7 protein-coding genes are annotated in these 13550 nt (G+C 49.0%); 2 read left to right on the forward strand and 5 right to left on the reverse strand.

Annotated features, from left to right (window positions below; all coding sequences use genetic code 11):
- Window positions 1-25: 25 nt before the first annotated feature.
- Complete coding sequence (locus B0X71_RS14710; RefSeq protein WP_077590127.1) at window positions 26-718, reverse strand: response regulator transcription factor; 693 nt, start codon at window positions 716-718, stop codon at window positions 26-28.
- Complete coding sequence (locus B0X71_RS14715; RefSeq protein WP_077590128.1) at window positions 684-3320, reverse strand: ATP-binding protein; 2637 nt, start codon at window positions 3318-3320, stop codon at window positions 684-686. Before B0X71_RS14715 ends, B0X71_RS14710 begins: the two co-directional genes overlap by 35 nt.
- A 370-nt stretch (window positions 3321-3690) precedes the next feature.
- Here B0X71_RS14715 and B0X71_RS14720 point away from each other — a divergent pair, with 370 nt between their 5' ends.
- Window positions 3691-4638 carry a nuclease-related domain-containing protein gene (locus B0X71_RS14720; protein WP_077590129.1) on the forward strand — a complete coding sequence of 316 codons (948 nt, stop codon included), beginning with the start codon at window positions 3691-3693 and terminating at the stop codon, window positions 4636-4638.
- A gap of 415 nt (window positions 4639-5053) precedes the next feature.
- Here B0X71_RS14720 and B0X71_RS14730 read toward each other — a convergent pair whose 3' ends face one another.
- The gene (locus B0X71_RS14730; protein ID WP_077590131.1) at window positions 5054-5566 is read right to left on the reverse strand and encodes a hypothetical protein; all 513 of its coding nucleotides are present in this window, start codon (window positions 5564-5566) and stop codon (window positions 5054-5056) included.
- A gap of 443 nt (window positions 5567-6009) precedes the next feature.
- The gene (locus B0X71_RS14735) at window positions 6010-9687 is read right to left on the reverse strand and encodes a DUF8508 domain-containing protein (RefSeq protein WP_077590132.1); all 3678 of its coding nucleotides are present in this window, start codon (window positions 9685-9687) and stop codon (window positions 6010-6012) included.
- Between the two features lie 343 nt (window positions 9688-10030).
- Here B0X71_RS14735 and B0X71_RS14740 point away from each other — a divergent pair, with 343 nt between their 5' ends.
- Window positions 10031-11110, forward strand: a complete 1080-nt coding sequence (locus B0X71_RS14740) for an S-layer homology domain-containing protein (RefSeq protein ID WP_077590133.1) — start codon at window positions 10031-10033, stop codon at window positions 11108-11110.
- A 101-nt stretch (window positions 11111-11211) separates the two neighbouring features.
- Here the strand turns inward: B0X71_RS14740 and B0X71_RS14745 are convergent, their stop codons facing one another.
- Complete coding sequence (locus B0X71_RS14745) at window positions 11212-13188, reverse strand: bifunctional 2',3'-cyclic-nucleotide 2'-phosphodiesterase/3'-nucleotidase (protein WP_232336708.1); 1977 nt, start codon at window positions 13186-13188, stop codon at window positions 11212-11214.
- Window positions 13189-13550 lie beyond the last annotated feature (362 nt).

Below are 13550 nucleotides of genomic sequence, written 5' to 3' on the forward strand. Positions count from 1 at the left end.
ATAATAGTCCCCCCTTAATTTTAAATTAGATAACAAACTTATATCCAAATCCTCGAACGGTCTGGATATAAGTAGGCTTTGTTGGATTCCGCTCTACTTTGCGCCTTAGGTTACTAATATGCACCTTGACTGTTTGTACATCACCTTCTGAAAGACAACCCCATACCCGATCATATAATTGCTCGGCTGTCCAGACCCGATTCGGATTTTGTGCAAGCAGGAGGAGAAGTTGGAATTCCTTACTGAACAACCGGACTGGTTCGCCCTCACATAAAAGTTCTTTGGCGTCAATATTGAGTGTGAAATCACCGAAGTGAAGCATGGATAGAGCATCTGTTTCTCCAGCAAGCCAACCCTTCCGTCGAAGAATCGCTCGGATTCGAGCTTCTAGTTCATTGAAGTCAAAAGGCTTCGTGATATAATCGTCCCCTCCCACTTCAAGCCCCTGAATCTTATAAGCCAGCTCCTTTCGGTAACTGACAAATAAAATCGGCAATTTGGCATGAAGACGGATCTTTTCACATACTTCCAAGCCACTGAGACCAGGCATCTCAATATCCAGCAGCATCAGGTCCGGCTGTTCTTTCGCAAGAAAGTCCATCGCCTCATATCCGTCTTCCGCTAAAATGACCTGGTATCCCTTCTTCTCAAGAAACAGCTGCATCAATTCACGGATGCCAACTTCATCTTCGGCAATCAGCACTTTTACAGGTTCCATGTTCATTCCCCCCTCTTTGCGCTTCCATTTCCAGTGGCAATGCAATTGTAAAGCAGCTTCCACGACCGAGTTTGCTTTCTGCCCTGATTTCTCCTTGGTGGGATGATACGATTTCCTTTGCGATCGCGAGACCGAGACCGCTTCCTTTTTTGACTGATGTTTTGTTCCCTTTAAAATAACGGTCGAATATATGTGGCAGCACTTCCGGCGGAATGCCGGGTCCGTTATCTTTGATGGTGATGATGAGTTCGCCGTCTGACGCTGTATTTTCCAGTATGGCGCCGGTTCGGCTATCCGTCCGGACTACCGCGGAAAGCGTGATCTCCCCGTTATCGGCATCCGTGTGTTTGACGGCATTCCAGATAATGTTGGAAAATACTTGTCCGAGCCGTTCTTTGTCACCTGACAGCGTTAGCCCTCCCACTTCACCGGTGAGCCCATCAAAACAGAATAGCCGGCCACTCTGTTCAATATCCGCCCGCAATTCATCCGTCAGCTTGCCGAGCCATTCCCGGATATTCAAGGATTCAAAATGGAGCGACATATGACCGGACCGGTATGTCGATAAATCGGTCAGATCTTCCGTCAGTCGTTCGAGCAGGACGAGTTTGCTGTGGATCATATCGAGATAGCGCTGATCCCCTTGGCCGATGAGCCCCGCTTGTGTTGCCTGGATGTAGGAGTGGATGAGCGTAATCGGTGTACCGAGCTCATGCGAGATAGCCGACAGCATTTCATTGCGCGATTTTTCCACTTCCTGCATTTCTTCATTGAGCGTCAGCAAGTTCATATGCGCGATTTCCAGTGCCATTGTCCGCTCCTTCACCCGCTGCTCCAGAACGAATTTCGTCTCTTCCAGTTCCCCTGTTTCCTTCCTGATGTTCGTGAGCGGCATGGTCCAGAGAAGCAGTTCTTCCGGATCCGGCCGGTACTGAAGGCAATTATTCGCCCCTGCTTTAAGTGCTTCTCTGATTGTATCGGATCCCGCCCCAACAGCAACGATCAGCACCGGGAGTTCGATGATCGAGAATTGCTGACGGATAATCTTGCAAAGCGCTATTGCTGTCGTATCCGGCAGTTCCTGATCCAGGATTATGATGTTAGGCTGCTGCCCCTCCAGTGAAAGGAGCAATTCTTTTCCGGTCGGTACAATGGATGTGATAAAATTTTCTTTTACAGCACGCTGACTGAGAGTTTCTGCAGCTGTCCTGTCATTCAGCGCAAGCATCATTCGCAGCTGCTTATTCTGCCTTCTTCGGATGCGCCGGGAAGGAAGGGATGCCACTTCTTCGGCGGCCGGAAGGGAGAACCGGTAACAAGTGACCGGGCCGGGGCCCGATTCCATTTCCAGTTCACTGCCGTGCAGTTCAATCAATTGCCGGACAACCGAACAGTCCGGCCCTTCCGCTCTTATCGGTTCCGTCGATTCCAGCGTACCGCAGATGATGACAGTAATCCTTCCGTGATCCAGCTTTGCCGAAATCTCAATTTGCCCCGTCACCGCTCTGCGGACAAGCCGATTCGTCAGCAGCAACAGCACTTGATGCAATCTGTCGAAATCGGCCAGGGCAGATGGCAGATCTGCAGGTACCGTATTCAGCAGCCTGACTTGGGGATTCTTGATAAAAGGTTTTGTCGCCACAATCACACCGTCCGCTGCCGCCTGCACTCTGACCGGCCGGAAGTTCAGATCCAGGCCGCTCAATTTAATTTCCCGGGAATTCCGGAGCTCGTTGATCATATCGGACATGCGGTGCCCGCTTGAGATAATGTCGCCCAATTGGTCGGACATGCCGGATGACGGCATGGTGGCCGTCACTTGCCGCAATGACTCTGCAATGCTGACGATCCCATGAATCGGCGTCTGGAGATTCTGCGATAAGAGAGCCAGCAACTCTTCCTGGTGTTCATTGGTCCGCTTGAGTTCATCCATCAAATGCTGCTGACGTTCTGTCTCCTTATGCGTCCATTCCTCCCGGAGATCCCGTTTCATCTGCGTTTTTTCTTCAATCGCGATTGCCAGCAGCAATATCCCGAGCGGAATCAATAATGGATCGATCAGCGGGCTTATCCCGAGTAAAAGTAAACCAGCCAGGAAAAAGCGTATGTATGCTAATTTTTTAAGCTGAATGGCCATCGAAATGAAGATCAACATAAGGGTTGTCACAGCAAGCGCAATGGGCACAGCCACCTCTGCCGCTTCTATTGAAGCAAACGGCACAATCACCATTGCGATATTCACAGCGAGCAAACTCTGGATTAGCCATTCCGTCGACGGGTAATGACGGCGTGCATTCAGAAACCCCTCTGCCAGGAAAATCGCGATTATCCCTGCCGCCCCGCCCATCCAGAAGATAGCATCGGGGGTGAACGCAACATATAAGAGTACCGCTCCGAGCAGCACGAAATAGAGATACTCCGTTTCCCGCGTTTCCGTGAATTGAAGAAGCGCCAGTGAGAAAACTGCGCCGATTCCTCCGATTACAATGCCGGTATACAGAAATGATACTGGGGCGGCCGGTGTGGCGAAGAAATAGATTACTGCTATCGCAGCTGTTATGCATATTAATATGTAATAGAACTCTTTAATCGCTTTCGGCATAGCTATTGCCACCTCGCTTTATTAGTTCTTTTTACTTAAAATATATGCAAAAATGTATACTACAGGTGCAATTACAGGTTCATTATACATAGAAATGATAACACCTACACATTGTTAAATATACTGATATTTTAGAATTAATTATAAATGAATACTTCTGTCTAAAACGGAATGGTTGATACTGAAGGCAATGCAACTTCTCTTATTGGCTTTTTGAGTTGTGATGGTTGCTTGCGCTGTCTCGCTAGTAGGTTTTTTGTCTTATATTTCATTAAGAGAATTTATTAGCAGAAAGAATTAATGACCGGTTACTATAATTATATTACCGTCCGGAAACAGGTGCGCTATACTGAACCCGAGGGGTGAGCGCATGATCATTAAGGACCGCACGCCCCCGGTGCCATTGGAGGCACTTCCGCGGCTGCAGCACCGGCTCCCCACGGCGCATGCCGCACAGACGGCAATTCCTGAGCAACTTTATCAGACGAAAGCGGGTTTCGGCGGCGAATCCTATGTCGATGACGTGCTCAGGCAGGTTCGGTTGTATAGGCAACCTGTGATTGTCCGTGATTTATATTTTCTTACGATTGCCCCCTGTCAGATCGATACCCTACTCCTATTTCCCCATTTTGCTGTTGTCCTGGAGATCAAGAATTATACGGGCATCCTTCATTTCTCGGATGAAGGGCGCCGGATGGAACGTGAGAAGCATAAGACCGGCGAGCGGCAAGGCTTCGATTCGCCGATTGTGCAATTACAGATTGAAATGGAAGAATTGTCGCATGTGTTCCGGGAGCTCGCGATTCCGCTGCCGGTGATCGGTGCGGTTGTGCTGCCGCATACGAAAACTCTCATGCGCGGCGATACGGGCGGTGTTCCTGTGATTTATGCGAAAGCGCTTGGGCGCTGGATTGCCGGGTTGCCTCGCGGGAAGGAGTGGTTGCAGGCTGGTGACGTACCGAAAGCCGGTGCCGCGCTTTTGCAACGGCAATTGCGGGATAAAGTCATCGATTTTCAGAAGCGTATCGGCTATTCGGCCGCGGATGTGCTGGCCGGTGTGCGGTGCAGTGGGTGCGGACGTGTTGCCGTGCGCGTCAGTGAGCGGATGCATCATTGCACGGCGTGTGATGTGGCATTCAGCGATGGATTCAAAAGGGCGCTGGATGACTGGTTTGATTTCAAGCAGCCGGTGATCAGCGTGCGGGAATGTCAGGTGTATTTGGGCTTGAAGGACCGCTTTGCTGCCAGCTATTTGTTAAGAAAAATGGGCTATATCGCTGAAGGCAACACATCCAAACGTGTTTATCGAAGAAAATGAGGGCCATCCGTGACAATGCGGATGGCTTTTTGGGATGGAAATTAAGTGAGTTACACAAGTTACGTTGCGAGTTATACAAGATTGGCTGTGAATTACACAAGATCGAGCACGAGTTACACAAGTTAGCTTGTGAATTACACAAGTTGAATATAAAAGCAGAAAAGCCACCCCGGCGGATGGCTTTTCTGCTACTAACTATTTGTTCTTTGCTTTTATTCTTTATTTGATGCACCAGTGGGTGTGCTGCCCCCCTGTTTATCTTGAGAGCTACTGAAACGTCAAAAATGCCTTCCGAATCGGAAGGCATTTTGTCTTAATACGGTCGCATTGCAAAGAAATAACAATTGGCAAATTACCCAGCACAGGCTGTGTTGCTTGAAGCTTTATACTACTTGATATCGAGAGTTACAGATTCTTATTCTACTGTTATTTGAACAGGTTCGATTGCTAACACGCTTTTCACGTGACTATGGAATTTGGCTGGCGCCTCGTCCATAAGTTCTTCATATCCTGCTCCCTCAATGTATTCTCCGTCAACTGTAAGCGTGGTTGTTGCTCCTCTTAGCGAATAAGTTCCCTGTTCCGTTAAATTAAACGTTGACTTTATAACGAGCTCCTCTCCTGGACTCATTTCGGTTTCCACTATCATATCCTCTTGTCCCCCTCCTTGCTCGTCAATGGATAATAGAATAGGAGGTTGGGCGTGACCTAATTCAATCGGCTTTTCTCCATTGTATTTCAGCGTGCCAGTGACCTCAAAGTCCTCCCCCGCTTGCACCGACGAAGAAGGCGCAGTAACTGTAAGCGAGAAAAGGTTTGATTCAATAGATTCCCCAACAGGCTCAACGGGTTCAACATTCTCCTCGTTTGCTGTGCATCCAAATAAATAGAGTGAAAGAATAGTTAAACTTAACATTAATCTCTTCATGCCTACATTCCTCCTACACCAGAAGTTCCGCCGAACAGTGAAGCTTTCTGCCATTGAATTGCCCCTCTACTTGAGTCGTCGTTTCTAAATTACTTTAGTTTCAATTCCCCCTTTATTACGTTTAGTTTTTTACATATTTTACCGATTACCCGCTGTATAGGCTCTGTTAAAGGGTAATGTTGATTTTTCACTGCAAAACTTTGCGGAATTTCAACAGAGACGCTTATCACAGCTAATCAATAAAGAACAGATGCCCAAATAGGTGGCAAGTGACGTGAGTTCCACAAGGTCGGCTGCGAGTTACACATGATAGTTCATGAGTTACACATGATAGTTCACGAGTTACACAAGATCGGGCGCGAGTTACACGAGTTTGCGTATGAGTTACACTAGCTGAACATAAAAACAGAAAAGCCACCCCGGAGGATGGCTCTCTTTGTTCCTTATTTCTTCAATTGGCCTTTATTTGATACGACGGTGTATGTGCCGAGTTTGTTGACGCTAATGGTGAATGTGCCGTCACCTTGTTCGCCTTGGAAGATTTTCCATTTGCCGTTGTCGGCAAGGAATGAACCGAACTGGATTTTCACATTGGATTTGGTATCGAATGTGATGGTGGCTGCTGAACCGAATGTCAGTGCCAGTTCGTCGCCTTCCGCTCCGAGGAGACCGAAGTCGATTTGGTCAGCGATGGCCGGGCGGTTGTCGACAGTCTCTTCGCTGCCCACACCAATTTCGAGGGTGAATTCACCGCCGGCAGCTTCAGCAATTTGCGCGATTTGTTCAGCCGTCAGTGTGAGCTCGGCTGTCGGTGTGTCGACGAAGAGATTCTTGCCGCTCACGAGCAGTTCCGTAACAACGTCTTCACTGAAGTGGATGTTGAGATTTCCTTCTTCATCGAATTCGCCTGTAACGACAACCGCCTGTTCACCGGAGAAGTCCGGTTCTGCATGCTGTTCGCCCGGAATGACTTCTTCTTCAAAATCGATCTGGATGAGCAATGGATCATGGTCGGATGCGCGGCCATGTTCTTCCATGAACATCGCGTTGATATGGACCATATCGATGTCTGTCTGTTCAGCCAGGTTGTCTGTTACGAGAATGTGGTCGAGCACTTGCGAGTTGCCCTGATAAAAGTACGAGAAGCGGTCTTCGAGCGGCACATCTTCAACTTTATTTACGAGAATATCACCCGCCAATACTTCAAGCGGCTCTGAGAATTCAAAGTCGTTAATATCCCCTGCAACCACAACATTCAGATCAGGGTCTGCTGCAAGCCCCGCTTCAATGAAGTCATTGATCGATTGGGCGAGTCGGATCCGTTCTTCTTCCGAACCAAGATACGGCGGTTGGTTGTCACCGAATAACGGCTCGTCTCCTCCTTTCGAGTTCAAGTGCGCGCCGATGACGACGATTTCTTCACCTTGGAACGTGAATTCCGCAGCGATCGCTTTCCGAGTGTTCGGTGCCTCGTCCGGTGCGATGCGACCCGGGTTCAGCGCCAGGTCACCGTCTTCTGTCCAGTAGTTGGCGTCATCAAAGTCGCCGACTGCTCCTGTGTCATTCAACGTCACCCGTTCCGGATTGTAGAGGAAACCGACGCGGATGTTACCGCCCGGCTGTCCGCCGTCCTGGTTGTACTCCGGATCGATGTTCACGAATTCGTATTCGGGACCGCCCGCTGCCACGATTTCCGCAATGATGCGTTCATAGCTTTCATCCGCCGCGGAAGTTCCGGATCTGATCGGACCGTCGTTGTCCTGAACTTCAACGAGCGTGATGATATCCGGTGAATTCAAGTCATTCACGAAAGACTCCGCCACGCGCTGCGCTTTCGCATCAGATGTGTGACTCGGGTCGGCCGAGAAGTTTTCGACGTTGTATGAAGCGATCGTCAGTTCATCTTCTTCCGGCACAATCCATGTTTCTTCCGGTGTCACGCCGCCATCAATCAGTTCAGGCAGGCTCTCGGAAGTCGCTAGGATTTGATAGTTGCTATAGCCATAGGAAACCGGTCCAGTAACTGTGCCATCGAGGTAGTCGCCCGCTTTTGCAATATAGTCTTCATCGTCGATGTTGATCTTCACTTTTTCCGGGTTGTAGTCGTTTTCCGAGATCAGGAGGCCTTCCTGCTTGTGAAAGTTCTTTTCCGGATAAAGATCAGACACGACCCACAGCTCGCCGTATTTCTGCGGCCCGATGATTTGCGGATTCGGCACTGCTACGAGCATGCCTTCAAGCGATTCCCAGAAGTCAATGCCGTCTTCCGCCGGTTCGAATTCCGTCAAATTATCATTGTCTATGATTTCGTACGGCGGGATGATATCCTCACCAAGCACAAGCGCTTCCGGCACCGGAGCTGTGCCAATTTTTGTGACGGTAACGTCCGTCAATTCGGTGACCGGAAGATCCGTCTCAAACTTCTCACTGTAGCCATCGCCGAAGTATTCAGTGACTGTGCCGTCCAATGAAACAAGGTCTCCAGGCGCGAGGCCGTGGTTCCGGCTGTAGACGACGATTCCTTCAGAAGTCGCCGGGTTATCATCCGGTGTGATGTCTTGGATATAGAAATTGCTGCCGTCGACATATGTCACGACGCCTTCTATGTCATTGACGGTCACGCCCGCGTATTTCGAGAAGTGGCGCTCCCCTTGAATGTCGCTGATCTGCAGATCTTCTGTCTTGATGACCGCGTAGTCGTACGTGAACACTTCGGATGTTTCCGCGCTGACCGCAATCGCTTTGATCGTCACGTCTTCCGTCAGCGTGATCGGACCTGTGTATTCTGTGCTGGCGGTCGTCGGTGTTGTGCCGTCCGTTGTGTAATAAATCGTCGCATCTTCCCAGCCGGACTGCAAAATGATTTCCGTTCCGACCGCTACCGTGCCTGGATAGATATCCGGGAAGACCGCGGGTTTATTGACCAGCTCAAAGCTTTCAAAACCGAGCGTCTTCAGCTGATATGTACCATTGAATTCGGAAGCGATTCCGGATACATGGATCAGGTCGCCTTCACTGTAGCGCGCGGCAAAGTCCTCATAGAGGAGACCATTTCGGTTATCGTTGCGGACCAGGACTTCCTCGCCATTTTCCGCCGCTGCTGTGAATTCGAACGTTCCGTAACTATTGACTTCTGTCAGGTTCGAGATGGTGACGTTCTCTACGAGTACGCGCTCACCCTGCGTTTCTTCATTGATTCCTGAAGGACTGACGGTCTGGACTGATGGCAGCTCGTTACCTGATGAGACGACTTCAACTTCTGTCGCTTCAATCTGGAATTCGCCCCGGTATTCATCAAGCGGACCTGATACGATCACTTTATCGCCAGGCGCCACATCGGCTGAATCCGGATAAACGTAAACCCCACCCGTTGCATCCTGCAGGTAGAAGCCATCACCGCCCCATTGGCCGGAAGCCGTCGTGACGATCGCTTCCACTTGGACGATGGTGCCGAGTTCAGCGGCGCGGGCATCGGCGATGGAAACCGTTTCAAGCGGTGTCTCCGGGTCCGGCTCAACCGGTCCTGTCGTTGTGCCGTCCATTGTGTGCGCGCCGAGATTAGAAAAAGTGTCTTGTGGAGAAGCTGAATATTCGGCAGTCGTATCAAATGCATCAGTCGGATCCATGTCGCCCGCTTCTATGGATTCATTGCGGACGAGAGTAATATTGGCCGCGAAATCCGCTGCGTTCCCGAGCTGGCCGAACGAATCGATAATCGCATCGCCTTTTTTCAGAACAACGGTATCATTGCCGTTGAAACTTGCTACCCCGGATGCCAAATCACCGATACTTGTGATTGCTGCCACTGCCTGGCTATTATAAACAATGAATGTATTGTTATGCGATAACGTGCCGGAAAGCTTTTCGGTTCGGGAAGGCGTTAACCCGCCGTTCGAGTAAAGTTCGAGTGTATATTGGCTTAAATCGATATCAGCGCTTGTGCCATTGTATAATTCCAACGCTTTGTTATTCGAACTTCCTTCAATGTATTCCGAGAAAATCAGGTCGGTCGCATCCGCTTCCGCAAACACCGCAGTTCCCGCAGTCGGTACGATCACACTGCCGGCCAGACCTGCAGCTAAAACAAACTTCATCGTCTTCTTCCACTTTTTATTGCTCACTCATGATTCCTCCTAATGGGTTCATCTAGATCGCCAATTGACTAAGCGTCAGACAGTTGCCGGCTTCTTGAATCGTTGGCACATAGCTCTATTATACAAGGAAATTGGAAGCGTTTTCTTAAGAGTTTGTAAAGAAATGAACTTAATGCCCTAAAGTCCTTTTGATCTGTAAATCCATTAGTCATAAAGTATGTAACTTCACGTTTTATTTTCACACCATATTAAGTTAAGACCGCCGGTTGGACTAGTAAAAAAATACCTTTAATTTTAAAAAAATAGTTAGTGCTTTTTTTCAGCGGATGGATTACAATCCTATCATACCCATATTCCAGGAGGAATTTCATTGAAAAAGACAGTTACATCTCTTCTTTCCGTTGGCCTTATTGTTTCTGCTTCATCTGGTGTACAAGCAAGCACTGACCTTGAGCAAAATCACCCATTTTACGATGAAGCTTCTTATTTGATCAATGCCGGCGTCATTAAAGGTTTCCCCGATGGATCGATCCGTCTTTCCAACCAGGTTACCCGCGAACAGACCGCCATCATGCTCGGTCGTTTACTGGAACTCCCGACTACACAAGCCACATCCGGCTTCAAGGATGTCGCTGCCGGCAGTGAAGCAAGCCCTTATATCGCCCAACTTGAAGAAGCTGGTGTCATTAATGGATTCCCCGATGGAACATTCAGACCGAAAAGTGTCCTGACCCGTGGCCAAATGGCATTGGTTCTTGACCGGGCTTTCGATTTACAGTCGGCAATCCCGTCCGCTTTCGCAGACACCCAGACTACTGCAGAGCTTTCCGAAGCTGTTTCCAGCCTGGAAGCGAACTTGGTCACAAACGGCTATCCGGATGGAACCTTCCGTCCTAAAACCGAAATTACACGCGGCCAGTTCTCCGCTTTCCTGGCACGCACGGTCGAGCCTGGATTCAAAAATGAAGTGCGGGCAAGCAATCCGAATACATTCCTTCGGGATTTAAGCAAAACTTATACGTATTCCTATGACGGTGAACTCGTTTCTGAAACATTTGCTTTTTCAGAGCCATTCAGCGTAGACGAGCCAGTCGGCTTTGCCTGGATTTCAGAATTCGCTGATGGAAGTATCTTCCCTTACTATGAGCATGAAACCAAAGCCGGTCTCGCACACAGCGATCCATATGATGACAGCTATCTCGTCATCAAATATCCGGTCAAAGCCGGTTCATCCTTTACCTATACATACTGGGACGTGGACTACACTGGCACCTACACGAATACAGATGTGCAGGTTACAACCCCATATGGCACATTTGATCACGCAGTGGAAGTCACTGAAGACGGGATCAAATATTACTACGTAAAAGGATTCGGTCTTGTGAAAGAAGTGGATACAGACGGGACTGTTTACAGTGAACTCGTCAGCATTGAAGAATCTGTAAATTAATTTAAAGAAGAAGCCGGCCCCATTTGGGACTGGCTTTTTTCATGCATTCAAAAAACGCCTGGCAAATGGGTCATCCATTTGCCAGGCGTTGCCGTTTTAACTTATTTGATATCGATGCCGTATTTTGCAAGTCCGTCAGTAGCCAGTTCGATGAAGGAGATATTATCATCTTCCAATGCGAATGGCTGAGCGGATGGGCTGGACAGGAATGTCAGTTCAGCATCAGCGACTGTCGACGCGAGTTCCCAGTTGCCATCAGCGGATGGGTCAATGACTGGGTTTTCCACGAGATAATCCATGATTGCGAGTCGGTTTTCGTAAGCGAAATCGACTTGCGCGATGGCGTCACGCACGCCTGGGAAGTTGCCGCTTGCGCGGTAGTTATTCGTTACGACAAAGAACTGCTGGTTCGGATCGATTGGCTCCCCATTGTATGTCAGGTTGACGATCCGGTTGGCATCTGCATTGATCAGTTTGCCGTCGCCATCGTATTTCGCCGGTTCCGTGATATCGATGTCGTATTCCACGCCATCAATCACATCGAAGTTATATGACCGGAAATCCGGGTTGATGATGTCCTGCTCAGTTGCAGCAGATGCATTCACCTGGTTGAACTGGCCTGCAGACATTTCGAGCCATTCTTTCACACCTTCACCAGTCAGAACAAGACCGAAGATCGTATTGTCAAAGACATATAGATCCGCTACGTTCTTGATGGCGATTGTGCCAGCCGGGATATTCGTATAGTATTCCGCCCCGTAACGTCCGCCCGCTTTAAATGGTGCGGCTGCGGAAAGCACTGGAAGGTCTGTGAATTCACCTTGATAGTTTTTCTCCACATACCATTTCTGCGCTGTATTCACGAGCTGGATGGATGGATCATCCTGTACTTGCGAGAAGTAGCTTGTAATCGGTGCAGTTGTTTCACCGATCGGTGTGTTGACGTAATTGATTGTTGCTTGATGTGTTTCCTGGACGGAATCAATGACGCCTTGATCTACAACATCAGCCGGCAAGTCTTTAATCGACCGGAGTTCAGCGTCCCCGTCGATCACTTGCCATTTGCCGCCGAGCTGCTTCAGGTGAAGGTCGATGACACCGAGGTGGCTGCCGAATTTACCTGGCATAACGACCGGTGTGCCGTTGATCGTGCCTTCTTCCATATTCACGCCTTCGAGATCACCGTAGCTGCCCGGGAACGTCACATGATTGTGCCCAGTGATGACTGCATCAACGCCTTCCAATTCAGTGAGCTGGTACGTGATGTTTTCTTCGCCGACTACGTGTTCTTCATCGCCCATACCGGAATGCGAAAGAACGACAACGACATCAGCGCCAGCCGCTTTCACTTCCGGAAGGAATTTCTCGACGGTTTGCACAGCGTCTTCCGCGATGACTTTTCCTTCAAGGTTGATCTTATCCCACTTCATGATCTGCGGTGCCACGACACCGATCACGCCGACCTGAATCGTATGTTCACGGCCTTTCGCATCTTTCACGACCCGGTCTTCCACGACGTATGGCGTGAATTTATTTTCTTTTGTTTCTGCATCGTAGACGTTTGCGTTCAGTACCGGGAATGGCGCTTCTTCCAACGCATTTTCAAGGTAATCCAGCCCGAAGTTGAACTCATGGTTACCGAGCGTTGTTGCATCGAAGTCGAGTGATTCGAGCGCAGCGAAAGCCGGGTGTAATTCGTTTTCTTCAATCGGGTCTTCCGTCACTTTGTAGCTGCCAAACGGTGTGCCTTGGATCAAGTCGCCGTTATCGAATAGCAGGGAGTTTGCACTTTCCGCGCGTGCCTGTTCAATCAGAACGCCGGTTTTAGCCAAGCCGAGGCTATTATCAATTTTATCTTGGTAGTAGTTGTAGTTCACAAAATTCGTGTGAAGATCGGATGTGCCCAGAATGCGGAGTGACACTTCTTTGCCTGTGACCGGCTTTTCGATTTTCACCTGATCGGTGTTGCCTTTTGCTCCGTTCCCCGGTGCAGCCAGTACACCAGTTGATGCGGAAAATCCACCGATGGTCAGTGCAAGTGCTGTTGATACGACAGACGCTTTTTTGAATACGTTCACTCGAGTATCCCCTTTTTGCTTAAGTTTTCGCGCTATACATATGCCTTTGTATAGCCACCGAACTCTACTATAGCTGCTTTTTCAGAAAAGTAAAGGCTTTCATTCGACGGGAACTTCTGTTTTTCGACAATTGAGCAAATGCTCCTAGAGGTCTGACTTCTTTTTCAGGACTTCGGAATCCCGAATTTTTCATTGCTTTTTCTTAGAGCGGTTGTAGGGGGATCTCCGATTTCCGCAAAAGGGATTGGGTGCCTGGAAATGATCTCATCAAGGAAGGCGCAGATGGAAAAACGGCATCATTTTTTATGATTTAAAGCAAGAATCCGGCTTAGTTGCATTTAAGATTGCGTGAAGAAACTTTA

It is taken from the genome of Planococcus lenghuensis (genome assembly GCF_001999905.1).
Lineage (GTDB): Bacteria > Bacillota > Bacilli > Bacillales_A > Planococcaceae > Indiicoccus > Indiicoccus lenghuensis.